This is a genomic window from Comamonas sp. BIGb0124, from assembly GCF_003752175.1.
GTDB lineage: Bacteria > Pseudomonadota > Gammaproteobacteria > Burkholderiales > Burkholderiaceae_C > Comamonas_F.
This window is the reverse complement of record NZ_RJVF01000014.1, coordinates 96,314-121,349: the sequence shown is the minus strand read 5'-3', so window position 1 is coordinate 121,349 and position 25,036 is coordinate 96,314. Positions and strand designations below refer to the sequence as shown.

At 66.7% G+C, this 25,036-nt stretch carries 18 protein-coding genes; 12 read left to right on the top strand and 6 right to left on the bottom strand.

What is annotated here, in order from left to right:
- Positions 1–93: 93 nt before the first annotated feature.
- The 5 genes from EC845_RS18550 to nrdF all read left to right on the top strand — a co-directional run bounded on the left by EC845_RS18550 (position 94) and on the right by nrdF (position 6,231).
- Complete coding sequence (locus EC845_RS18550; RefSeq protein WP_123299634.1) at positions 94–1,740, top strand: Na/Pi cotransporter family protein; 1,647 nt, start codon at positions 94–96, stop codon at positions 1,738–1,740.
- A 449-nt stretch (positions 1,741–2,189) separates the two neighbouring features.
- A complete protein-coding gene (nrdH, locus tag EC845_RS18545; protein WP_123299633.1) occupies positions 2,190–2,426 on the top strand; it encodes a glutaredoxin-like protein NrdH in 237 nt (78 codons plus the stop codon).
- Positions 2,427–2,466: 40 nt separating this feature from the next.
- Positions 2,467–2,949, top strand: coding sequence for a class Ib ribonucleoside-diphosphate reductase assembly flavoprotein NrdI (gene nrdI, locus EC845_RS18540; RefSeq protein WP_123299632.1), 483 nt, complete (start codon positions 2,467–2,469; stop codon positions 2,947–2,949).
- A gap of 11 nt (positions 2,950–2,960) precedes the next feature.
- A complete protein-coding gene (nrdE, locus tag EC845_RS18535) occupies positions 2,961–5,108 on the top strand; it encodes a class 1b ribonucleoside-diphosphate reductase subunit alpha (RefSeq protein ID WP_233598169.1) in 2,148 nt (715 codons plus the stop codon).
- A gap of 133 nt (positions 5,109–5,241) precedes the next feature.
- Positions 5,242–6,231 (top strand): class 1b ribonucleoside-diphosphate reductase subunit beta, encoded by a 990-nt coding sequence (gene nrdF / locus EC845_RS18530; protein ID WP_123299630.1) that lies wholly within the window; start codon positions 5,242–5,244, stop codon positions 6,229–6,231.
- 42 nt (positions 6,232–6,273) lie between these two features.
- On the opposite strand, the gene EC845_RS18525 is transcribed toward nrdF, so the two are convergent.
- The 4 genes from EC845_RS18525 to EC845_RS18510 all read right to left on the bottom strand — a co-directional run bounded on the left by EC845_RS18525 (position 6,274) and on the right by EC845_RS18510 (position 13,253).
- Positions 6,274–7,776 carry an efflux transporter outer membrane subunit gene (locus tag EC845_RS18525; protein ID WP_123299629.1) on the bottom strand — a complete coding sequence of 501 codons (1,503 nt, stop codon included), beginning with the start codon at positions 7,774–7,776 and terminating at the stop codon, positions 6,274–6,276.
- Between the two features lie 16 nt (positions 7,777–7,792).
- Positions 7,793–11,053, bottom strand: a complete 3,261-nt coding sequence (locus tag EC845_RS18520) for an efflux RND transporter permease subunit (protein WP_123299628.1) — start codon at positions 11,051–11,053, stop codon at positions 7,793–7,795.
- Positions 11,050–12,279: an efflux RND transporter periplasmic adaptor subunit gene (locus EC845_RS18515; protein WP_123299627.1), complete on the bottom strand. Its 1,230-nt coding sequence runs from the start codon at positions 12,277–12,279 to the stop codon at positions 11,050–11,052. The genes EC845_RS18520 and EC845_RS18515 overlap by 4 nt, the downstream gene beginning before the upstream one ends.
- Before the next feature lie 110 nt (positions 12,280–12,389).
- Complete coding sequence (locus EC845_RS18510; protein ID WP_123299626.1) at positions 12,390–13,253, bottom strand: alpha/beta hydrolase; 864 nt, start codon at positions 13,251–13,253, stop codon at positions 12,390–12,392.
- A 183-nt stretch (positions 13,254–13,436) separates the two neighbouring features.
- On the opposite strand from EC845_RS18510, the gene EC845_RS18505 reads away from it, so the two are divergent.
- Positions 13,437–14,366, top strand: a complete 930-nt coding sequence (locus EC845_RS18505; protein ID WP_123299625.1) for a LysR family transcriptional regulator — start codon at positions 13,437–13,439, stop codon at positions 14,364–14,366.
- A gap of 214 nt (positions 14,367–14,580) precedes the next feature.
- Positions 14,581–14,895 carry a DUF4148 domain-containing protein gene (locus EC845_RS18500; RefSeq protein WP_123299624.1) on the top strand — a complete coding sequence of 105 codons (315 nt, stop codon included), beginning with the start codon at positions 14,581–14,583 and terminating at the stop codon, positions 14,893–14,895.
- A gap of 111 nt (positions 14,896–15,006) precedes the next feature.
- Here EC845_RS18500 and EC845_RS18495 read toward each other — a convergent pair whose 3' ends face one another.
- The gene (locus tag EC845_RS18495) at positions 15,007–16,041 is read right to left on the bottom strand and encodes a bile acid:sodium symporter family protein (RefSeq protein ID WP_123299623.1); all 1,035 of its coding nucleotides are present in this window, start codon (positions 16,039–16,041) and stop codon (positions 15,007–15,009) included.
- A gap of 107 nt (positions 16,042–16,148) precedes the next feature.
- On the opposite strand from EC845_RS18495, the gene EC845_RS18490 reads away from it, so the two are divergent.
- Positions 16,149–17,087, top strand: coding sequence for a LysR family transcriptional regulator (locus EC845_RS18490; protein ID WP_123299622.1), 939 nt, complete (start codon positions 16,149–16,151; stop codon positions 17,085–17,087).
- Positions 17,088–17,142: 55 nt separating this feature from the next.
- On the opposite strand, the gene EC845_RS18485 is transcribed toward EC845_RS18490, so the two are convergent.
- Positions 17,143–19,011 carry a potassium transporter Kup gene (locus tag EC845_RS18485; RefSeq protein WP_123299621.1) on the bottom strand — a complete coding sequence of 623 codons (1,869 nt, stop codon included), beginning with the start codon at positions 19,009–19,011 and terminating at the stop codon, positions 17,143–17,145.
- A 207-nt stretch (positions 19,012–19,218) separates the two neighbouring features.
- On the opposite strand from EC845_RS18485, the gene EC845_RS18480 reads away from it, so the two are divergent.
- From EC845_RS18480 to EC845_RS18465, 4 genes are all read left to right on the top strand, one after another.
- Positions 19,219–19,551 carry a DUF6172 family protein gene (locus tag EC845_RS18480; protein ID WP_123299620.1) on the top strand — a complete coding sequence of 111 codons (333 nt, stop codon included), beginning with the start codon at positions 19,219–19,221 and terminating at the stop codon, positions 19,549–19,551.
- A gap of 277 nt (positions 19,552–19,828) precedes the next feature.
- A complete protein-coding gene (trpE, locus tag EC845_RS18475; RefSeq protein ID WP_123299619.1) occupies positions 19,829–21,340 on the top strand; it encodes an anthranilate synthase component I in 1,512 nt (503 codons plus the stop codon).
- Positions 21,341–21,509: 169 nt separating this feature from the next.
- Positions 21,510–23,042, top strand: a complete 1,533-nt coding sequence (locus tag EC845_RS18470; RefSeq protein WP_158615730.1) for a YdgA family protein — start codon at positions 21,510–21,512, stop codon at positions 23,040–23,042.
- A 174-nt stretch (positions 23,043–23,216) separates the two neighbouring features.
- Complete coding sequence (locus tag EC845_RS18465) at positions 23,217–25,031, top strand: ABC transporter ATP-binding protein/permease (protein WP_123299617.1); 1,815 nt, start codon at positions 23,217–23,219, stop codon at positions 25,029–25,031.
- Positions 25,032–25,036: the final 5 nt, after the last annotated feature.

Genomic DNA, 25,036 nt, shown 5'->3' with positions numbered 1-25,036 from the left:
CCCGGGCCCTCGCTCACGAGGACAACCGCCGGTTTCATCGCAGACCCGCCCATAGCGGGTATGCTGCCGGAGACACCTTTTGTCTCTGCACGCATGAAGCACCTGCTCAACCTCCTGGCTGCCATCGCCCTGCTCGTCTGGGGCACCTACCTGGTCCGCACCGGCGTGCTGCGCACCTTCGGCGCCAGCTTGCGCCAGGCGCTGGCCTTCAGCATGGGCAACCGGTTCACGGCGGCGCTGTCGGGCGTCGGCGTCACGGCGCTGGTCCAGTCGAGCACGGCAACCGCGCTGATCACCTCGTCTTTCGTCGGCCAGGGCATGATCGCCCTGCCGGCCGCGCTGGCCGTCATGCTGGGCGCGGACGTGGGCACCAGCGTGATGGCGGTGGTCTTCTCCTTCGATCTGTCCTGGCTGTCGCCGCTGTTCATCTTCGTCGGCGTGGTGCTCTTCATCTCGCGCCAGGGCACCAACGTGGGCGGCTTCGGCCGCATGCTCATCGGCCTGGGGCTGATGCTGCTGGCGCTGCGCCTGGTCACCGAATCGACCACCCTGCTCACCCAGGCACCCGCCGTCCAGCTGATGCTGGAATCGCTCACCAGCGACCTGATGCTCGAAGTCATCCTCGGCGCCGGCCTGGCCGTGCTGAGCTATTCCAGCCTGGCGGTGGTGCTGCTCACGGCCACGCTGGCACTGCAGGTGGTGTCCGTCGAGGTCGCGCTCGGACTGGTGCTGGGCGCCAACCTCGGCAGCGGCCTGCTGGCCGTGCTCACCACGGCCAAGTCCTCGATCTCGGTGCGCCAGGTGCCGTTGGGCAACCTGATGTTCAAGATGATGGGCGTGGCGATCGCCTCCTTCCTGATCCAGCCCTGGCTGCAACTGGCACGGCGCTACGTGGACGATCCGGCGCAGCTGGTGGTGCTGTTCCACCTGAGCTTCAACCTCATGGTCGCCGTGCTGTTCATCGGCGTCACGCAGGTGGTGGCCCGCTGGGTCGAGAAACTGCTGCCGCGCAACAAGGGCGGCAACAAGGCGCTCGACCGGCCCAATCATCTCGATCCATCCGCCCTGAGCACGCCCGCCCTGGCGATTTCCTGTGCCACGCGCGAAGCCATCCACCTGGCCGACACGGTCGAGACCATGCTGCGCGGCGTCATGACGGTGCTCAAGACCAGCGACGTGCAACTGGCCGAGAACCTGCGTGCCATGGACGACAAGGTCGATTCGCAGTATTCGGCCATCAAGTACTACATGACCAAGATCTCGCGCCAAGCCCTCAGCGAGGACGAAGGCCAGCGCTGGACGGACATCATCAGCTTCACCATCAACATGGAGCAGGTGGGCGACATCATCGAGCGGGTCCTGCAGGACATCGAGGACAAGAAGATCCGCCCCGGCCGCAACTTCTCGCCCGCCGGCCAGACCGAGATCGAGGAGCTGCACGCCCGCCTGCTGGCCAACCTGCGCCTGGGCATGAGCGTCTTCCTCAACGGCACCGTGCGCGACGCACAGAAGCTGCTGGAGGAGAAAGTGCGTTTCCGCGAGCTCGAGCGGGCCTACGCCACCTCCCACCTCGACCGCCTGAGCGAAAAGACCATGCCCAGCATCGAGACCAGCTCGCTGCACATCGACCTCATCAGCGAATTCAAGCGCATCAACTCCCACATCTGCTCGATCGCTTACCCCATCCTGGATTCGGCCGGTGCGCTGGCCCCGAGCCGGCTGCTCAAGCAGGATCGCTGAGACCGGGGGATCGCTTCCCGGCGCGCCGCTTGATCCGGCGGCGTCGCCAAACGGCCCCGTCCGGTCCTGATCCAAGCGATTGGCCCACTACCGGCGCAGTGGGTACTAACCTTCATTTTCGTAGTACTTTTAGCAACATCTGAAGCGTTTTGTTTCAGGCTATCCAATCCAGGAGCCGAAGGCCCGGAATCGCTAGATTCGGCGCGGCTTCGCATGATTTTGGTGCGCGCTGTGCCCCACAAAAAACTCTACATATGGGGTTGTCGAAGCTATCCAGCCACTACCGGTAGTGTTACGATCAAATCCACGCCAGCAGCCAGACACCTGACTTCAGTCGCTGCGTGTCACGCTGACGAGCCGGTTCTGACACCGGCTTCTGGCGGTTTTCTCATGCAAGACCGCCGTTTTACCCAACCCGATTGATCATCCGATTACAAGGAACATTCATCATGAGCATCACGGTTTACACCAAGCCCTCCTGTGTCCAATGCAACGCCACCTACCGTGCCCTGGACCGTCAAGGCCTTGCCTATGAAATCGTGGATCTGACTCAGGATGAAGCGGCCCTCCAGAAGGTCCGTGACCTCGGCTACCAGCAAGCCCCCATCGTGGTGGCCGGCGACGACCACTGGTCGGGTTTCCGCCCCGACAAGATCAGCGCACTGGTTGCCGCCACCGCAGCCTGAAAACGGCGCTTCCCGAAAATTTCGTCGGAAGGCCAGGCCGATGTCGATCTTGGTCTACTATTCGAGCCCCTCGGAAAACACGCACCGTTTTGTCCAGAAGCTCGGGCTGCCCGCACTGCGCATCCCGACTCATCCCGTCGACGCCGACCCGTTCATCGTCGATCAGCCGTACATCCTCGTCGTACCCACCTATGGGGGAGGCAATGTCAAGGGCTCGGTGCCCAAGCCTGTCATCCATTTCCTGAACGACCCGGTCAACCGGTCATGGATACGGGGTGTGATTGCCGCGGGCAATACGAATTTCGGCGAGGCCTATTGCCTGGCGGGGCGCATCATCGCCCAGAAGTGCCAGGTGCCTCATTTGTACAACTTTGAATTGCTGGGCACGGTCGATGACGTGGCCCGCGTTCGCCACGGAGTGGAAACATTTTGGAAACAGCAACCCTCAACCCAAAAGCCGCAGATGCAGGCGACGCCGGCTCTGCCCCCGTTGCAACCAGCACCGCTGCATCCCGCGCACTGAACGCCAAGCCTGTGAACAAGCCCGTCGCCGCCCCCGCCGCCGTCAGCCCCGAGCTCGACTACCACGCACTCAATGCGATGCTCAACCTGTTCGGCCCGGACGGACAGATCCAGCTCGACAAGGACCGCGCCGCCGCACGCCAGTACTTCCTGCAGCACGTCAACCAGAACACGGTGTTTTTCCATAATCTGAAGGAAAAACTCGATTACCTGGTCGAAAAGGGCTATTACGAGAACGATGTGCTGGCGCAGTACAGCCCGGCCTTCGTCCAGCAGCTGTGGGACGCGGCCTATGCCAAGAAGTTCCGTTTCCAGACCTTCCTGGGCGCCTTCAAGTACTACACCAGCTACACGCTCAAGACCTTCGACGGCAAACGTTACCTCGAACGTTATGAAGACCGCGTGTGCATGGTCGCGCTGGCCCTGGCCAACGGCGACGAAAAACTCGCCCTCGGCCTGGTCGAGGAAATCATCTCGGGCCGTTTCCAGCCTGCCACGCCCACGTTCCTGAACGCCGGCAAGCAGCAGCGCGGCGAACTGGTTTCGTGTTTCCTGCTGCGCATCGAAGACAACATGGAGTCCATCGGCCGCTCCATCAACTCGGCGCTGCAGCTCTCCAAGCGCGGCGGCGGCGTGGCTTTCCTGCTCACCAACATCCGCGAAGCGGGTGCGCCCATCAAACACATCGAGAACCAGTCGTCGGGCGTGATCCCGATCATGAAGCTGCTCGAGGACGCCTTCTCGTACGCCAACCAGCTCGGCTCGCGCCAGGGCGCCGGTGCGGTCTACATGAACGCGCACCACCCCGACATCTTCCGTTTCCTCGACACCAAACGCGAGAACGCCGACGAGAAGATCCGCATCAAGACGCTCTCGCTGGGCGTGGTGATTCCGGACATCACGTTCGAGCTGGCCAAGAACAACGAGGACATGTACCTGTTCTCGCCCTACGACGTCGAGCGCGTCTACGGCGTGCCCATGGCCGACATCAGCGTGACTGAAAAGTACCGCGAGATGGTGGACGACCCGCGCATCCGCAAGAAGAAGATCAACGCCCGCGAGTTCTTCCAGACCCTGGCCGAGATCCAGTTCGAATCGGGCTACCCGTACATCATGTTCGAGGACACGGTGAACCGGGCCAACCCGATCAAGGGCCGCATCAACATGAGCAACCTGTGCTCGGAGATCCTGCAGGTCAACGAGCCCTCGCTCTACAACGACGACCTGGGCTACGAGAGCACCGGCAAGGACATCTCCTGCAACCTGGGTTCGCTCAACATCGCCAAGACCATGGACTCGCCGGACTTCGCCCGCACGGTCGAAACCGCGATCCGGGGTCTGACCGCGGTCTCCGACATGAGCCACATCCGCTCGGTGCCCTCGATCGAGAAGGGCAACGACGACTCGCACGCCATCGGCCTGGGCCAGATGAACCTGCACGGCTACCTGGCACGCGAACGGGTGTACTACGGCAGCGAAGAAGGCATCGACTTCACCAACCTGTACTTCTACGCGGTGACTTACCACGCCGTCCGGGCGTCCAACCGGATCGCCATCGAACGCGGCCAGACCTTCAAGGGTTTCGCCGACTCGAAGTACGCCAACGGCCAGTACTTCGACCAGTACGTCCACCAGAAGTGGGAACCCAAGACCGCACGCGTGCGTGAACTGTTCGAGCAGGCCGGCATCGCCCTGCCGACGCAGGACGACTGGCGCGCGCTCAAGGCCTCGGTCATGGCGCATGGCATCTACAACCAGAACCTGCAGGCCATTCCGCCGACGGGCTCGATCTCGTACATCAACCACTCGACGTCGAGCATCCACCCGATCGTCGCCAAGATCGAGATCCGCAAGGAAGGCAAGGTCGGCCGCGTGTACTACCCGGCGCCCTATCTCTCGAACGACAACCTGCAGTACTACCAGGATGCCTACGAGATCGGTCCCGAGAAGATCATCGACACCTACGCCGCGGCCACCCGCCACGTCGACCAGGGCCTGTCGCTGACGCTGTTCTTCCGCGACACCGCCACCACCCGCGACATCAACCGCGCCCAGATCTACGCCTGGAAAAAAGGCATCAAGACGATCTACTACATCCGCCTGCGCCAGATGGCGCTCGAAGGCACGGAAGTCGAAGGCTGCGTGTCCTGCTCGCTGTAAGGCGGCAGCGGGCCGCAAGGCACCGGCACCCATCCGAGGGCTGGCGAAACAGCCCTCTTTTCATGGCGGGCGCGGGCGGCAGATGCAGCCCGGCGCCCCTTTTACTCATTCACTCTGACTGCGCTCTCCCACCATGAGCATCCCTCTGCTGAACACGCCTTCGCTGATCCCGCCGCTGGTCAACGCCATCAACTGGAACCGCATCGAGGACGACAAGGACCTCGAGGTCTGGAACCGGCTGACCAGCAACTTCTGGCTGCCCGAAAAGGTGCCGCTGTCCAACGACATCCCGGCCTGGGCCACGCTCACGCCGCGCGAGCAGCAGCTCACCATCCGTGTCTTCACCGGCCTGACCCTGCTCGACACCGTGCAGAACACGGTGGGTGCGATCAGCCTGATGGCCGATGCCGTCACGCCGCACGAAGAAGCGGTCTACACCAACATCAGCTTCATGGAAGCGGTGCATGCGCGCTCGTACAGCTCCATCTTCTCGACGCTGTGCATGACCACCGACGTCGACGATGCCTACCGCTGGAGCCTGGAGAACGAGTACCTGCAGAAGAAGGCCACGATCGTGCTGGGCCACTACCGCGGCGACGATCCGCTGATGCGCAAGGTCGCCAGCGTGTTCCTCGAGTCGTTCCTGTTCTACTCGGGCTTCTACCTGCCGATGTACTGGTCGAGCCGCGCCAAGCTGACCAACACGGCCGATCTGATCCGCCTCATCATCCGCGACGAAGCCGTGCACGGCTACTACATCGGCTACAAGTTCCAGTTGGCCCTGGCCAAGGAAAGCGCCGAACGCCAGCAGGCCGTCAAGGACTACGCCTACGAGCTGCTGCAGGACCTCTACGACAACGAAGTCAAGTACACCGAAGACCTGTACGACGGCGTGGGCTGGACGGAAGACGTCAAGAAGTTCCTGCACTACAACGCCAACAAGGCGCTGATGAACCTGGGCTTCGAGGCGCTGTTCCCCAGCTCCATGACCAATGTGAACCCGGCCATCCTCGCCGCGCTGTCGCCCAGCGCCGACGAGAACCACGACTTCTTCTCGGGTTCGGGCTCGTCCTATGTGATCGGCAAGGCCGTCAACACCGAAGACGAAGACTGGGCCTTCTGACAGGCCCCGGGGCCCTGCGGGCCTCGGAGCCCCGAGGCGATCTCAGACGCCCGGCGCGGCTGCCGCCTGCCGGGGCTGCGGATCCCAGCCCCCGCCCAGAGCCCGGACCAGCGCCACCGTGGCCTGGTACTGCGCGGACCGGACCTGCAGGGCCTGCCGCCGGTTGCGCAGTTCGCTGCGCTGGGCATCCAGCAAATCCAGCTGACTCACATAACCGTTGCGGTAGCGCAGGTCGCTGAGCTGCGTGGCCCGCCGGGCCGAGGCCACGGCGCGCGACTGGGTCCGGGCCTGCGCCTCGAGCAGGTGCAGCGACGACAGCTGATCCTCGACTTCCGCGATCGCCCCCAGCACCTGCCCGCGATAGCCGGCCAGGGCCTCGTCGAGCTGAGCGGCAGCCTGCCGCACGCCGGCCTCCCGGCGGCCGCCATCGAAGATCGGCAAGGACAGCAGCGCACCGATCCCCCAGGAACGCATCGACCACTGCAGCAGATCGCCGATGTCGGGCGACGCATAACCGCCGCTGGCCGTGAGCATGATGCGCGGGAACCAGGCGGCCTGGGCCACCCCCACGCGGGCCTGTGCCGCCAGCACGGCGGCCTGCGCGGCCGAAACGTCGGCACGCCGCGCCAGCACGCTGGCCGGCAATCCGGGCGGCACCACCGGCAGCCGGGTGTCCCAGTCCTGCTCGGCCAGCGCAAAACCCGAAGCCGCTTCGCCGACCAGCACGGCCAGGGCATGTTCGTACTGGGCCCGCTGGCGGTCGAGCGCCAGCGCATCGGATTCGGTGGCGGCCAGCTCGGTCTGGGCCCGGGCCACATCCAGCTCGGCCAGGTCGCCCGCTTGCTGGCGGCGCTCGGTCAGGCGCAGGGTGTCGCGGTAGATCTCGACCGACTCCCGCACCAGCTGCCGCTCGGCATCGAGTGCGCGCAAGGCCAGATAGGTCTGTGCCGTGTTGGCCTGCGCCAGCAGCCGGACGCTCTCGAGCAGGGCGGCACGGTTCTGCGCGTCCAGCGACGCGGCATCCCGCGCACGGGCCAGCCGCCCGAACAGATCGACTTCATACGACAGCTCGGCGCCCGCCTTCAGCACGGTCGCCGGCTGGCTGCTGCCGGTGCTCTCCAGGCCGGCCTCGCGTCCGGCACCGGTATTGATGCCGACTTGGGGCAGGCGATCGGCCTGTGCGCTGCGCAGCAGTGCACGAGCCTGCGCCAGCCGGGCCGCGGCCTGCTGGACACTGCTGTTGGCGGTGCCGGCGCGTTCGACCAGCGCGTCGAGCCGGGTGTCGCCGAACGCACGCCACCATTCGCCGCGGGGCTGCGCCTCGGCAGGCGCGGTGGCGACCCAGCGGCCGGCATCCTCGGGCGCCAGGGATTGCCGGGCCTGTTCCTTGAACTGCGCCGGCAGGGTGTCGAGTGCGGCAGGAACGTCGGACGGCGCCGTGGCGCATCCGGCCAGGACCAGGGCCGCCATCAAGGGCATCAGCGGCCACGCCAGCTTGCGCCAGGCGGACCGGCTGGACTCGGGAGCAAAACGATAGGCAGGCATGGTGTCTTTTCCGGATTCAAACATGTGGGTTCAAGGGAGCGGCCGGCACAGGCAGAGCGACGGCGCCGGGGCCGTGCGCGGCGGGTGCCTGCGGAGCGGCATCGTCTTCGTCGAACGGCGCCGGGCCGTGCTGGCGCAGCGGCCGGTTGCCCGCCAGCCGGCGCAGCAGCACGTAGAAGACCGGCGTGAGGAACAGGCCGAAGGCCGTCACGCCCAGCATGCCCGCGAACACGGCGACGCCCATGGCGCTGCGCATTTCCGCGCCGGCCCCGGTGGCCAGCACCAGGGGCAGCACCCCCATCACGAAGGCCAGCGACGTCATCAGGATGGGGCGCAGGCGCAGCCGGCAGGCCTCGATCGCGGCCTGCAGCGGCGTGCGGCCGGCAAATTCGAGCTCCCGCGCGAACTCGACGATCAGGATCGCGTTCTTGGCCGACAGGCCGACCAGCACCACCAGTCCGATCTGCGTGAACACATTGCTGTCGCCCCCATCCAGCCAGACCCCGGCCATGGCCGCCATGACGCCCATGGGCACGATCAGGATGATGGCCAGCGGCAGCGTCAGGCTTTCGTACAGCGCCGCCAGCACCAGGAACACCAGCAGGATGGCCAGCGGGAACACGATGAGCGCCGAATTGCCGGCCAGGATTTCCTGGTAGGTGAGCTCGGTCCATTCGAAGGACACCCCGGCCGGCAGCGTTTCGGCGGCGACGCGTTCGATGGCTTCGCGGGCCTGGCCGCTGGAATAGCCCGCAGCCGGACCGCCGTTGATGTCGGCCGACAGGAAGCCGTTGTAGCGCATCGCCCGCTCGGGCCCGAAACTGGGCTCGACCCTCATCAGCGCCGACAGCGGGATCATCTCGCCCGATGCCGAGCGGACCTTGAGCTGGCCGATGTCCTCGGCCCGCGCGCGGTACGGTGCATCGGCCTGGACCCTGACGCTGTAGGTGCGGCCAAAACGGTTGAAGTCATTGGCGTAGAGGCTGCCGAGATAGATCTGCAGCGTGTCGAAGATGTCGGCCACGGGCACGCCCAACTGCCGCGCCTTGGTGCGGTCGATGTCGGCATAGAGCTGCGGCACGTTGACCTGCCAGCTCGTGAACAGGCCGGTGAGCTCGGGGGCCTGGCGGGCCTTCGCCATGAAGGCCGCCACCGCGGCGTCCATCTGTTCGTAGCCCACCGAGGCGCGGTCCTCGAGCTGCAGCTTGAAGCCGCCCGTGGTGCCCAGGCCCTCGACCGGCGGCGGCGGGAACATCACCACGAAGGCATCCTGGATGCCTGCGAACGCCGCGTTGAGCTGTCCGGCCACGGCCTGTCCGCTCTGGTCGGCCTCGCGACGCTGGTCGAAGGGCTTGAGCATGGCGAACACGATGCCGGAGTTCGAGCTGTTGGTGAACCCGTTGATCGACAGTCCCGGGAAAGCCAGCGTGCCTTCGACGTTGGGGTTCTGCTTCATGATGTCGCCCATGCGCTGGATCACGCGGTCGGTGCGGTCGAGCGTGGCGCCGTCGGGCAGCTGTGCAAAACCGATCAGGTACTGCTTGTCTTGTGCGGGCACAAAGCCGCTGGGCACCGACTTGAACAGTCCCACCGTCAGCACGATCAGCCCCGCATACATCGCCAGCATGAGCACCTTGCGCGAAATGGCGCGGCCCACACCCCTGCCGTACGCGTCCCCGGCACGCGAAAAACCGCGGTTGAAACGCGAGAAGAACCAGCCGAAGGCGCGGTCCATGCCCCGGGTCAGCGCATCCTTGGGGGCATCGTGCCCGCGCAGCAGCAGCGCCGCCAGTGCTGGCGACAGGGTCAGGGAGTTGATGGCCGAGATCACGGTCGAGATCGCGATGGTCACCGCGAACTGGCGATAGAACTGGCCCGTCAGCCCGCTGATGAAGGCCAGCGGCACGAACACGGCCACCAGCACCAGCGCGATGGCAATGATGGGACCGGACACTTCACGCATGGCCCGGTAGGTGGCCGCACGCGGCGTCAGGCCGGCTTCGATGTTGCGTTCGACGTTCTCCACCACCACGATCGCATCGTCGACCACGATGCCGATGGCCAGCACCAGGCCGAAAAGGCTCAGGGCATTGATCGAGAAACCCAGCATGTGCAGCACGGCGAAGGTGCCGACGACAGAGACCGGCACGGCCAGCAGCGGGATGATGGAGGCCCGCCAGGTCTGCAGGAACAGGATGACCACCAGCACCACCAGCGCCACGGCCTCGAGCAGCGTGTGCACCACCGAATCGATGGATGCGCGCACGAACTGGGTCGGGTCGTAGGCGATGCGGTACTCCAGGCCCTCGGGCATGTTGTGCGCCAGCTCGGCCATGGTCTGGCGAACCTGGTCGCTGATCTCGAGCGAGTTGGAGCCCGGCGACTGGAACACGCCGATGCCCACCGCCTGCTGGTTGTCCAGCAGCGAACGCAGCGAATAGTCCGCCGCGCCCAGTTCGAGACGCGCCACGTCGCGCAGGCGCACGACCTGCGTCGAGCCGCCTTCGGCCCCCTTGACGATGATGTCGCCGAAATCCTCTTCGTTCTGCAGGCGCCCCTGTGCGTTCACCGACAGTTGCAGATCCACGCCCGGCAGGCCGGGCGAGGCGCCGACCACACCGGCCGCGGCCTGGATGTTCTGGCTGCGGATGGCCGCCACCACGTCCGAGGCCGAGAGGCCGCGCTGAGCGACCTTCTGCGGGTCGAGCCACACCCGCATGGCGTATTCGCCGCCACCCCAGATCTGTACCTGCCCGACGCCGCCGATGCGGGCCAGCCTGTCCTTCACATTGAGCACGCCGTAGTTGCGCAGGTAGTCCATGTCGTAGCGCCCGTTGGGCGACACGAGGTGAACCACCATGGTGATGTTGGGCGAACTCTTGACCGTGGTCAGGCCCAGCCGGCGCACCTCTTCGGGCAGGCGCGGCTCGGCCTGCGCCACCCGGTTCTGCACGAGCTGCTGCGCCTTGTCGGGGTCGGTTCCCAGGCGGAACGTGACGGTGAGCGTCATCACCCCGTCGGTGGTGGCCTGGCTGCCCATGTAGAGCATGCCCTCGACCCCGTTGATCTGTTCTTCCAGGGGCGTGGCCACCGTCTCGGCGATCACCTTGGGATTGGCGCCGGGATACTGCGCACGCACCACCACCGACGGCGGAGCCACCTCCGGGTACTCGGAAATCGGCAACACCCGCAGAGCCAGCAGCCCCGAGATCAGGATCAGCAGCGACAGCACGCCCGCAAAAATGGGCCTGTCGATGAAAAATCGGGAAATGTTCATGACCGGGCTCCAGCGACCTGGGCCTTCTTCAATGCTTCTGGAACGGGGGCCACACGGACACCCGGACGGATATGCTGCAGGCCGTTGACCACGACGCGCTCACCGGCTGCGAGCCCCTGCGTCACGACCCGCATGCCGTCCACGGGCGCACCCAGCGTGACTTCGCGGTAGACGGCCTTGTCGTCGGCATCGACGACCATGACGTAACGGCGGCTCTGATCCGTACCCACCGCCTTCTCGTCGATCAGCACGGCCTGCGTGGCCGTGGGCTGTCCCATGCGCAGACGCACGAACTGCCCGGGCATCAACGATCCGTCGGCATTGCCGAACACCGCCCGCAGCCTGACGGTGCCGCTGCTGGCGTTGACCTGGTTGTCGATCAGTTGCAGACGGCCGGCCAGCGGCGTGCCGTCCATCGCCGCCGTTCCCATGCGCACCGGGATCAGATCCAGCCGCCCGGCCGCACCGCGTTCGTCGGGCAAGGCCGCCAGGGCCTGCGCCACGGCACCCTCCTCGGCATCGAAACTGGCGTAGATCGGGTCGACCGAGACCAGCGTGGTCAGCACAGGCGCGCCCGGGCCTGCGGCGACCAGGTTGCCCACGGTGACTTCGACCCGTCCGACACGGCCGGCGACCGGTGCACGAACCTGGGTGTAATCGAGGCTGAGACGCGCCGAGCGGCTGGCCGCCTGAGCCGCGCGCAAGGTCGCCTCGGCCTCGAGCTGGGCGTTCTGGCGCTCGTCGAACTCCCGCTGCGCGATCGCATGGTCGTCGAGCAGACGGCGGGCCCGGCTGGCTTCGCTGCGGCTGTAGGCGACCCGCGCCTGCGCGGCCACCACCTGGGCCTCGGCACGGTCGAGCTCGGCCGCGTAGGGCGCGGGGTCGATGGTGATGAGCAGGTCGCCCTTCTTCACCAGGGCCCCTTCCCGGAAATGCAGCGACTGCACGGCGCCCGCGACACGCGAGCGCACGTCCACACGCTCCACGGCCTCGACCCGGCCGGAATAGTCCTGCCACGGCGTGATCTGCCGCGATTCGACTTCGGCCACCGTGACCGGCACGGCCGCCGGTTCGGCCGCCACGCTGGCCTGGGCGGCGGAGACGGGCGCGCCTTCGCCGCCCAGCAGACCCCAGGCCAGCGCGGTCACGGCCACCAGCGTGGCTGTCACGGTGGCTGCAGGCCAGAGCCGCCTGCGGCGGTTTTCTCGGTTCGATGTTTGGGACATGGTTCTTCCTTCCTCTTGCCTAGGGCACATGGATCTAAAAAAATGGGCAATGCAGCGGCCGGACCGGCCCCTCGGGGCCAGAACGACGTTGTCTTCAAACGAGGGTTAAATCAGGACCGGACTGGCGTCTTGTCGGTGGGCGCCTCATGCGGCGTATCGGCCGTTCCCAGGAAGTTGCGGAAATGCAGTTGCATCACTTCGCAACCGGCCTGTTCGGGGCTGGCCGGTTCATAGAGCGCCGCAGGCCAACACTCCGCCGGACACAGCTCGGCGGACTGCACGCAGATCCCGGCCTGCGCCAGCCGGCAGGCATAGGCCAGCCCTTCGTCGTGCATCGGATCGCCCCGGCTGACCAGCACCAGTGTCGGCGGCAAGCCGGCAAGCCGCAGCGACGCGCCCGGCACGGCATACGGATGGGTGGTGTCGCCGGGCGAGCGCAGATAGGTGCTCCAGCCCTCCGCCCAGCGGCAGGTGGTGGCATCGCGCACGACCTGCCTCAGCGACGAGGTGCCCGAGCACGGATCGAGCATGGGCGACAGCAGGATCTGGCCGGCGAGGGGCGGATGGGAGCGGTCGCGTGCCATCAGGGCCACGCCGGCAGCCACGTTGCCGCCCGCCTCTTCTCCGGCCAGGTACAGGCGGGCGGCCTTGCCGGCCAGCTTGACGCGATGCCGCCAGGCCCATTCCAGCGCCACATAGCCGGCGTCCACGGCGTCCGGGAAGGGGTGGGCATCGCCCACGGGATAGGCCAGGGACAGCACGACGGCATTGCTGCGGGCCAGCTCGCGGGCCACGAGCGCTCCGTTCTCGAGGCCGCCGCCGGTGAAGTTTCCGCCATGGAAATGCAGCACCAGCGGCCCGCCGGCAGCAACCCTGCGGCCATAGAGGCGCGCGGCCAGCGGCGCATGGCCGGGCCATTCGAGGGTCAGATCGCTTTCGCGATCGTCGGCGGGGGAACGTTGAGCGGTAGTCATGGCATGGAGGTCATCGAGCGTCGGCAGACAGTAAAAGAGAAAAAGACAAAAGCAGACGATGCAAATACTATCCCCTGTGGCGTTTCGGAAAAATGGCCCTGCCGCTCATACACCGTTTCCAACAGACCAACAATCGGCCCGGCCGCCCGTGTGAGAATCCGCCGCGAAAGGAAATCTCTCCCTATGGATGCACTCCAGGCCATGCGCGTGTTCGTTCGTGTCGTCGAAGCGGGCAGCTTCACGCGCGCGGCCGATTCGCTCGGCCTGCCCAAAGGCACTGTCACCAAGCTGATCCAGGCCCTGGAGGCCCGGCTGCGCACCCGGCTGCTCAATCGCACCACGCGGCGCGTGACCGTCACACCCGACGGTGCGGCCTACTACGAGCGCAGCGCCCGCCTCATCAACGAATTCGACGAGATGGAGGCCAGCATCACCAATGCGCAGGCCTCGCCCCGCGGACGTCTGCGGGTGGATGTCGGATCGTCCATCGCCCGCCTGCTCATCATTCCCGCGCTGGACGATTTCTACGCGCGTTATCCGGACATCCAGCTCGAGCTCGGCGTCAGCGACCAGATGGTCGACCTGGTCGCCGACAACGTCGATTGCGTGATCCGCGGCGGCGAACTGACCGACCAGTCCCTGGTCGCGCGCCGCATCGGCAACCTGCCTTTCGTGACCGTTGCCGCGCCCGCCTACCTCGAGCGCCACGGCACACCGGCCACGCCCGCCGACATCGAGACGGACGGCCATCGCCTGATCCAGTATTTCTCGAGCCGCACGCGCCACCTGTACCCCATCGAGTTCCGCCGCGACGGCCAGGTGGAGGACATCAGCGGCAACGCGCGCACGCTGGCCGTCAACGAAAGCAATGCGCTGCATGCCGCATTGCGCGCGGGCCTCGGCATTGCCCAGTGCGCGGCCTTCCTGGTCGACGGGCAGCTCAAGAGCGGCGAACTCGTCCGCATCCTGCCCGAGTGGCACTGCGAGCCGCTGCCCATGCATGTGGTGTATCCGCCCAACCGCCATCTCAGCGCCAAGGTGCGCGTGTTCGTCGACTGGGCGGTCGAGCTGTTCGCGGCCCATCCCCAATTGCAGTTGCCCGCGCAACGATGAACACAGGCCGGCACGCCCGGCGTGTAGGCCATCGGCGATCCACTGTTCTATTTTTGGAAACGATCTGTTGAGCGCAGCGGCCTTTATCGGCCGGATGATGAGGTCTACAGTTGAGCCCATCGATGAGATGAACTGAAAAAACAAGCACTCATCGAACCCCGGGCCACTTGGATCCGGGGCGTGCAAGCATCGTCATCAACCAAAGGAACACATCATGAACCGCACTCTCGCCGCTTTCGTTTTCGCTGCCGCCAGCCTGGGCGCCACCGCCAGCTTTGCAGAGAACCTGAACAACCCCGCTTTCCCCGCCGACACCGCACAAGGCACCCAAGTCAGCCGCGCCGAAGTGCAGGCCGATCTGGCCCAGGCTCGTGCAGACGGCTCGCTGCTGTCTGCCGGCGACAACACCGCCTACCCCGTGATTCAAGCCCGTTCGACCCTGAGCCGCGAACAAGTCCAGGCCGAAGCCCGCAGCACCAGCCGCGCCAGCTACGCCAGCCTGAGCACCCATCGCGAAATGCCCCTGTAAGGCAGACACGGCCGGGCATCCGGCTGCATGAAGAAAAAGAGAACACCCAAAGGAACAGCCCCCGGGGACCGCAAGGTCTCCGGGGGCTTTTTTTCGATGTGCCGCCGCGCTTCAGCGTGAAACCGCGTCCTGCGGCTGGGCGGCGGCGGGCAACGCCGCTTGAGCGGCCTCGCGTGCCATGGCACGGCGGGCATAGCGTTGAGCCAAGACCGAACACACCATCAGCTGCATCTGGTGGAACAGCATGATGGGCAGCAGGATCGCGCCCACCGCACTGGCTGCAAACAGCACATTGGCCATGGGCACACCGCTGGCCAGGCTTTTCTTGGAACCGCAGAACATCATGGTGATGCGGTCTTCCTCGCTGAACCCCAGACGCCGTGCCGACCAGGCGGTCAAGCCCAGCGCAAGCGCCAGCAGCACCGCGCAGATCACCAGCAGACCGCCCAGTTCGGTCCACGACACGTGGTGCCACAGGCCTTCGATCACGGCCGCGCTGAAGGCCGTGTAGACCACCAGCAGGATGGAGCCCTGGTCCACGACCTTGAGCAGTTTGGCGCGCTGCTTGACCCAGCCGCCGATCCACGGGCGCAGCAGATGGCCGCTCACGAACGGCACGAACAACTGCAGCAGGATGCGGCCGATGGCTTCGAGTCCGCCCGCAGCGACGGCAGAGCCCTGCGTGGCCACCAGCAGGCCCACCAGCATGGGGGTGATGAAGATGCCCAGCAGGGTCGAGGCCGAGGCGCTGCAGACGGCTGCGGGAATATTGCCGCGGGCGATCGACACCATGGCGATGGAGGACTGCACGGTCGACGGCAGCACGCACAGGTACAGCACCCCCACATACAGCGCGGGACCGACGAGCGGGCCGAGCAGCGGGCGCAACGCCAATCCCAGCAGCGGAAACAGCACAAAGGTGCTGGCCAGCACCATCAGGTGCAGCCGCCAGTGCAGCGCACCGGCCACAATGGATTCACGCGACAGGCGCGCGCCGTGCAGGAAGAACAGCGCGGCCACCGCCAGCGTGGTGATGCCCTTGAAGAGCGTGGCGCCCTGGCCGTAGGCGGGCACCAGGCTGGCCAGAATGACGGTGCACACCAGCATCAGCGTGAAGTTGTCGGGCAGGAAACGAGGTCGGGACATGATGAAAAGGCCTTCTTGGGCCGGTTATTCCGGGAAAGGTGCCGATTACACTGCAGAGCGATTCAAAAGAGAAATGTATTTATCTGATGAATTCATCAGGATCGATCATGAGTTCAACCGCCAACATCACCTTGCGTCAGCTGCGTGTCTTCCTGGCCGTGGCGGAACTGCGCAATTTCAGCCGGGCCGGCGACCGCATGGGCCTGACCCAGCCGGCCGTCAGCCGCATCATCCACGAGCTCGAGAGCCAGGTCGGGCTGGCCCTGGTCAACCGCACCACGCGGCTGGTCGAACTCACGCAGGCCGGACGCAGCCTGGCGGCCAAGCTCGAACGCCCGATCGACGACCTGGAACTGGCCCTCGGCGATATCCAGGACCTGACCGGCCAGCGGCGCGGCACGGTCCGCGTGGGCAGCAGTCCGACGCTGTCGGCCCAGCTCATGCCGGCCTGCATCGCCGAAAGCGCGCGCCGCTGGCCCGACCTGCGCCTGCAGTTGCTCGACCGCGTGCAACAGGACGTACTGGCCAGCGTGCGGGCCGGCGAGGTCGACTTCGCTGCCGTCATCGAACCGCAGGACACCCAGGATCTGGACACCGAAGTCATCCAGCACGATCCTTTCGTGCTGGTCTGCCGCGCCGACCATCCGCTGGCGCGCCACCGGTCGCTGAACTGGCAGCGGCTCGACGGACAGCCGCTGGTGCTGCTCGACCACGCGTCCGGCAGCCGGCGCCTGATCGACCAGTCGCTGGCCCAGCAGGGCATCGCCGCCGAGGTGGTGCAGGAACTCGGCCACGTGACGACGGCCTTCCGCATGGTCGAGGCCGGCCTGGGGGTGAGCGTGTTGCCCGGCCTGGTCGCCCCCGACCTCGGCTCGTCCCAGACTCTCGTGGTGCGCCCGTTGCTGCCGCGCGTGGAACGCCGGATCATGCTCGTGCGGCGGCGTCACCGGGCGCTCAGCCCCATGGCGGCCGACATCTGGCAACTCGTCGCCGGCCTGGCCGCACGCTCCCAGGCTCCGTCGCAGCGCCAGCCGTCGCCGCCCTGACCGTCCGCGCGCCCCTGCGGCGGTCCTGCGCGCACCGCAGCCCTGAGGCGCAGGGTCAGATCTCGACCTTGCCGCCGAGCTCCACCACGGCATTGCTCGGCAGGTGCAGATAGTCGGCCGCGCCGCCCGCGTTGTGGTGCAGTTGCGCAAACAGCTTCTCGCGCCAGGGAGCCATGCCGCTGCCCAGCGTCGGGATGACGATGTCGCGCGACAGGAAATAACTGGTCGTCATCGGATCGATCTGGCAGCCGCGCAGCTTGGCGTTGGCCAGCGCACGCGGCAGGTCGACGTCGTTCTTGAACCCGTAGTTCACGATCACCTGCCAGCAATGGCGGCCCAGCGGTTCGATCTGGATCCGGCCTTCGAGCGGAATCCAGGGCACTTCGTGCTGGCGCAGGGTGACGAACAGGTTCTCCTCGTGCAGCACCTTGTTGTGCTTGAGGTTGTGCAGCAGGGCATTGGGCACGATGCCGGGCGTGGCCGTCAGAAACACGGCCGTGCCCTCGACCCGGGCAGGCGGACTGATGAAGACCGCATCGAGGAAGCTGCGCAGGTCGATGGCGTCGGCGCGCTGCGCCTCGGTCACCAGCCGGCGGCCCTCTTTCCAGGTCTGCATGAGGATGAAGACGGCGCCGCCGATGAACAGGGGGAACCAGCCGCCGTCGCCCAGCTTGAGCAGGTTGGAGGCAAAGAACAGCACATCGACCACCAGGAAAAAGCCGGTGGCGGCCAGGCACAGCACCAGCGGGTACTTCCAGGCGTAGCGAATGACGAAAAAGGTCAGGATGGTGGTGATGAGCATGTCCAGCGTGACCGCGATGCCGTAGGCCGCGGCCAGGCTGCTGGAGTTCCTGAACAGCAGCACCGCCAGCACGATGGCCACGAACAGCCCCCAGTTGACGAAGGGAATGTAGATCTGCCCGGCCGCCCGCACGCTGGTGTGCTGCACGGTGATGCGCGGCAGGTAGCCCAGTTGGATGACCTGCCGCGTGACGCTGAAGGCCCCCGTGATGAGGGCCTGCGAGGCGATGACGGTGGCAGCCGTGGCCAGCAGCACCAGCGGAATCACGGCCCATTCGGGCGCCATCATGTAGAAGGGGTTCTTCACCGCCTCGGGCGTCTCGAGCAGCAGCGCGCCCTGCCCGAAGTAGTTGAGCGTGAGCGCGGGCATGGCCACCAGGTACCAGGCCAGGCGGATCGGCCGGCGCCCGAAGTGCCCGAGGTCGGCGTACAGGGCCTCGGCACCGGTCACGCACAGCACCATGGCGCCCAGCAGCACAAAGGCGGTCACCGGATTGTCGATTGCAAAACCCGCCGCATAGGTCGGGCTGATGGCCTTGAGGATTTCGGGGTGCCCGACGATCTGCCACACGCCCAGCGCGGCGATCGCCACGAACCAGGTCAGCGTGATGGGGCCGAAAAACTTGCCGATGCCTGCGGTCCCGCGCTTCTGCACGGCAAACAGCAGGAACAGCACCACCAGCGTGACCGGCAGCACGAAGGGATGCAGCGCCGGCGAGATCACTTCCAGCCCCTCGACGGCCGAGAGCACCGAGACCGCCGGCGTGATGACGCCGTCGCCATAGAACAGCGAGGTGCCGAAGATGCCCACCACCAGCAGCACGCTGCGCAGCCGGGGCTTGTCGGCCACCGCCTGCGACGCCAGCGCCAGCATGGCCACCAGCCCGCCCTCGCCCGCGTTGTCGGCGCGCAGCACCAGCAGCACGTACTTGAACGAAACGATGATGGTCAGCGTCCAGAAGAACATCGACAGGATGCCGTAGACGTTGTCGATGGTGAAGGGCACGTGTCCGTGCCCGAAGACCTCCTTGACGGCATACAGCACGCTGGTGCCGATGTCGCCATAGACAACGCCGATGGCGCCGAGCACGAGTGCGGGGAGTGGGGTTTTGCTGTCTGACACGCGGGCGGCCGGAAACCGCCTCGGCGAGTTCCGGTGTTTTGACCTGGGAGCGCCATTTTGCGCCCCGCCGTCTGCCGGGCGCGTGTCGCTCTCTCGCCCCCTGTTGCAAGGCCGCGACGCCCGCGACGCGCATAATGGGACGTTTGCGCGTCCCGGCGCTGGCGGATTCCCGCCGCAGTTCCCCGGGCCGCCCACCAGGTCCCCGCCATGAAGAAGACGTTCCTGCTCCACGCCGAAGGCAAAAATCCCGACCGCGTGTTCGAAGCCGTCAAGCACGACATCCGCAAATACATCCAGCGCGAACGCAACAAGGCCCTGCCCAAGGGTGCGGACTATTGGGACTTCGACTGCCGCTTCGGCGCCGACGAAGCCCATGCCGAAGCCATCCATCTCTCGGCCATCACCGAATGCGTGAACGCGGCCCGGGCCGAGGGCCGCCAGCAGTTCTACCTCGAGATCCTGGCCCGTCCGGCCAACCGGCAGCCCCGCGCCGAAACCGGCCCTGCCGATGCGGACGAGGCCGACAGCGCACCGGATTGATTCATGCGGCCGGCACGGCGCCGGCCTTTGCTACACTCGCAGCCACTATGTTCGTTCATCGCATTGCTCAAAAAGGTCGCGCCGACCGGGGAGCCTGGCCCTGGCGCCAGCCATGCAATGCGCATTTCTGATTGACGCGGCGTCCGCCCGCGTCCACCGCCGGTAACCCGCCGCGGCCGCCCTCCGGCGCGGCAACGGCAGGACCCCCAACTTCCCGACCGATAGAAATGACCCGAGCGCCCCTGCCCGGCGCTCCCGAGCACAGGAGGCTCGCTGCGTGATGACCGAACTCGAATTCAAAAGCCTGGCCCAGCAAGGCTACAACCGCATTCCCCTCATGGTCGAGGCCTTCGCGGATCTGGAAACCCCCTTGTCGCTCTACCTGAAGCTGGCGCACGCCAAGGACAGCGGCGCCTACAGCTTCCTGCTGGAGTCGGTGGTCGGCGGCGAGCGCTTTGGCCGCTACAGCTTCATCGGCCTGCCGGCCCGCACGCATCTGCGCGCCAGCGGCTTCGGCGATCAGGCCCGCACCGAGGTCGTGACCGACGGCCAGGTCACCGAGACCGACCACGGCAACCCGCTGGACTTCATCGCGGCGTACCAGAAACGCTTCAAGGTCGCGCTGCGCCCGGGTCTGCCGCGCTTCTGCGGCGGGCTGGCCGGCTACTTCGGTTACGACACCGTGCGCTACATCGAGCGCAAGCTCGAGAAATCGTGCCCGCCCGACACGCTGGGCTGCCCGGACATCATGCTGCTGCAATGCGAGGAACTGGCGGTCATCGACAACCTCTCGGGCAAGCTCTACCTGATCGTCTATGCCGATCCGGCCCAGCCCGAAGCCTACGCCACGGCCAAGCGCCGCCTGCGCGAGCTGCGCGAGCAGCTCAAGTACTCGGTCTCGGCGCCGATCATCCGGCCCACGGCCCCGCATGCCGTCGAGCGCGAGTTCGCCAAGGCCGACTACATCGCGGCCGTGGAGCGGGCCAAGGAACTCATCGCCGCGGGCGACTTCATGCAGGTGCAGGTGGGCCAGCGGCTCAGGAAACGCTACACGGAGTCGCCGCTGTCGCTGTACCGCGCGCTGCGTTCGCTGAACCCCAGTCCCTACATGTATTACTACAACCTGGGCGATTTCCATGTGGTGGGGGCCTCGCCCGAAATCCTGGTGCGCCAGGAATCCACCATCTTCAACGGCGAAGAAGCCCAGAAGATCACCATCCGCCCGCTGGCCGGCACGCGCCCGCGCGGCAACACCCCCGAGGCCGACAAGGCCGCCGAACGCGAACTCGTGGCCGACCCGAAGGAACGGGCCGAACACGTCATGCTGATCGACCTGGCACGCAACGACATCGGGCGCATCGCGCAGACCGGCAGCGTCGAGGTCACCGAGGCCTTCGCGGTCGAGCGCTACAGCCATGTGATGCACATCGTCAGCAATGTCGAGGGCAAGCTCAACGAGGGCATGTCGGCCATCGACGTGCTGAAGGCGACCTTCCCGGCCGGCACACTGACCGGCGCGCCCAAGGTCCATGCGATGGAGCTCATCGACCAGCTCGAGCCCAGCAAACGGGGCCTGTATGGCGGCGCCTGCGGCTACATCAGCTATGCCGGCGACATGGACGTGGCCATCGCCATCCGGACCGGCATCATCAAGGACGACACGCTGTACGTGCAGGCCGCGGCCGGCGTGGTGGCCGACTCCGTGCCCGAACTCGAATGGAAAGAAACCGAAGCCAAGGCACGCGCCATGCTGCGCGCGGCCGAACTGGTCGAGGAAGGTCTGCAATAAGACCCGGAGCGGATCGCCGCAAGCGGCCGGCCGGGCGGGCCGCTGTTACCTGCCGTCACATGCCGGGGTCGTGCAAAGCCCCTAAACTGCGGGGCATGTCATGCCCTGCCGGACTGGCCTGCAGCGAGCCCTTCTTTCCACGTCTTTTCACTTTTCGCTCGAGCCATCCATGAAAAAAACCGCCGTATACGCCCTCAGCGCCGTTGCCCTGGCCGCCGTGGCCTATGGCAGCGCCACCTGGTGGGCCGGCAAACGGACCGAGACCCTCTACGCCGAACAGATCGCCCTGCTGCAGCAGCGCTACCCGGGCATCACGGTGCTCGACCATCAGTACGAGCGGGGCTTCTGGCACTCCACCAGCACGGTCACCCTGCAGTACGGACGCCCGGACAGCACGGTCGACGAGAACCAGTCGCCTGAGACGACCGAGGAACAGACCGCCGCGCCGGACAGCAACGGCAGCGACAACCCGCAGGCCGACCAGGAAGGCGAGGAAGAAGAACAGACGGCCGACGAACAGAGCGACGAGGACGACGATGCCGACTCCGCCGAGGCTGCGGCGCCGCTGTTCCTGACCTTCGTGCTCAGCGACCGCATCACCCACGGCCCCCTCACCAGCCTGCGCTCGGTCGGTGCGGCCAGCGTCGACTCCACGCTCACGCTCGATGCGCGGTCCACCCCCGAGATCGCCGCGACACTGGCCGGCCAGACCCTGGCCACGGCCACCACCGACGTCGATTTCTCGGGCGACTTCAGCAGCCGCTTCGAAGGGCCCTCCCTGCAGTGGGCGACACCGGGCGGCGACACCATGAACTGGCAGGGCTTCCAGGGCTCGCTGACGAGTGCCGGGCAGGCGCAGACCCTCAACTACGAGCTGACCGCACCGGGCCTGCAGCTCGACAACCCGGACGACGGCATGCACCTGGGCTTCAGCGGCCTGAGCCTGCGCGGCATCGACAAGTCCATGAACGCCCTGTGGGCGCTGTCCGGTCGCGACGAAGGCCAGATCGGCCAGCTCAGCGTACGCGCCGACGAGACCGCCGACGACGGACAGCCTTTTGCGCTGGCGCTGCAGAACGTGCAGTTCCAGCAGACCAACAAGATGTCGGGCGACCTGCTCGACGGCATGCTGCAGGTGACTGGCTCGGGCCAGGCCGGCGAGCTGCCCATCAACCGTTTCGAGGTCCGGACCTCGCTGACGCGGCTGCACGCACCGACCTATCTGCGCATGGCCGAAAAGATCGCCGGCCTGAGCAGCGACGACACGGAAGGGGCTGCCGCCATCATGCGCAACAACCTCTCGGCCCTGCTGGCCTACAACCCCGAGTACGCGCTCGACACGCTGACGGTCGAGATCGACGGCCAGCAAGGCGAACTGTCGTACAAGCTCGGCATGCCCGGCATCACGCCCCAGGAGCAGGACGTGCCCCTGTCGCTGCTCGCCATGAGCCGGCTGCGGCTCGACGCCACCGCCAGCGTGCCGACGAGCTGGGTCGAGTGGATGGCACGCGAATCGGCGCTGGACGACGGCGGCACGCTCACGCCGGCCGGCGCCCGGGCCCTGATCGAGGAACTGGTGCGGCAAGGCCTGGCCGTGCGCGACGGCGAACGCCTGCGCAGCACGGTGCTCTTCGACAAGGGCCGGCTCGAGGTCAATGGCAAGCCGCTCAAGGGCGGACTGGGCGCGCTTGGCAATCTCTGACGCCGAAGCGGGTCTCCCGGCCCGCCGGTTAAGCCGGGCCTAAGGGGATTGGCGCCACAATGGCGCCGAGGGTTCACTGGCATGCACCGTGCTTCATGGTGCCTGGGCCGCAAGGTGCAGCACCGTGCAGCGGCACGCCGGCGCCCTCCCCCATGACTGAACCGGGATGATCGAATGGATTGGAATACCGAACTGGGCCGCAGCGCGCTCTGGCTGCTGCAGGCCTATGTGATTGTCTGCGTGGGCGCTGCGGCGCTGGGCGCCCTGGCCGTGCGTTACACCCGCTGGGGCCGGCAGTTCTGGCGGCTCGGCGGCGCCTACCTCGACCCGCGCCGCAACGGCTGGAAGCCCCTGGGCGCGGTGGCGCTGCTGTTGTTCTTTGCGCTGTTCGCGGTTCGGCTGTCGGTGCTTTTTTCGTTCTGGTACAACGGTTTCTACAGCGCACTGCAGGCGCTCGACCAGCCGGCCTTCTGGTCCTACATCGCCCTCTTCGGCGTCTTGGCCACCATTCACGTCGGCAGCGTGCTGCTCAATGCCTACATCGGCCAATCGTTCGACATCCGCTGGCGCGTGTGGCTCAACCAGCGCCTGACGCAGGATTGGCTCGACGGCGAGGCCTACTACCGCGAGCAGTTCCTGGGCGAGCCCATCGACAACCCCGACCAGCGCATCGAACGCGACATCGCGGCCTATGTGACGGCTTCGCGCGCCCTGTCGATCGGGGCCGTCAGCGCGGTGGTGTCCCTGGTGGCCTTCACGGGCATCCTCTGGGCGCTGTCGGGGCCGATGACGGTGGCCGGCGTCGAGGTGCCGCGCGCCATGGTCTTCCTGGTGTATGTCTACGTGATCGTCGCCACCTTCTTTGCGTTCCGCATCGGCCGCCCGCTGATCCGGCTGAACTTCCTGGCCGAGAAACTCAGCGCCAACTTCCGTTATGCGCTGGTGCGGCTGCGCGAGTACGCCGAGAACATCGCGTTCTACCGGGGCGGCACGGTCGAGCGGCAGGCGCTGTCCGGCCGCTTCGGCGCGGTCATCTCCAACGCCTGGGCGCTGCTGTTCCGGGGCCTGAAGTTCGATGGCTACAACCTGGGCGTGAGCCAGGTGGCGGTGGTGTTCCCGTTCATCCTGCAGGCGCCGCGATTCTTCAGCGGGGCCATCAAGCTCGGCGACGTGATGCAGACGTCGCAGGCCTTTGGCCAGGTGCAGGATGCCCTGTCGTTCTTCCGCACCTCGTACGACGCATTTGCCCAGTACCGCGCGGTGCTCGACCGCCTGACGGGTTTCATGGAGGCCAACCGCGATGCCCGCGCGCTGCCGGCGATCGAGGCCGCGCCCGCCGACAGCGGCCTGCACATTCGGGCACTCGACGCCCGCAAGCCCGACGGCCAGCCGCTGGTCAGCGGGCTGGCGCTCGACGTGGAACCCGGCCAGGCGCTGCTGATCAAGGGCCCGTCGGGCAGCGGCAAGACGACGCTGCTGCGCGCGCTTGCCGGCCTGTGGCCGCATGTCCAGGGCCAGGTCGAACGGCCGGCCGGGGCGGACACGCTGTTCCTGTCCCAGCGCCCCTACCTGCCGTTGGGCGATCTGCGGACGGCGCTGGCCTATCCGTCGGAAACCGGCGCGGCCGACGACGACCGCATCCAGGCCGTGCTGCAGCAGGTGCAGCTGGGCCATCTGGCCGGCCAACTGGACGTGAGCACCGATTGGTCTCGCATCCTGTCCATCGGCGAACAGCAGCGCCTGGCGTTTGCACGCGTGCTGTTCAACCGCCCCCGGCTGGTCTTCCTCGACGAGGCCACCTCGGCCACCGACGAGGGGCTGGAGCACATGCTCTACACGCTGCTGCGCACCGAGCTGCCGCAGGCCACCATCGTCAGCATCGGCCATCGCAGTACGCTGGACGCCTTCCACACCCACCAGCTGTGGCTGGCGGGCGGCGGCGCCTGGCGCACCGGCCCGATGGCCGCCCTGCCGGACGCTTCGCGCTAGTGCCG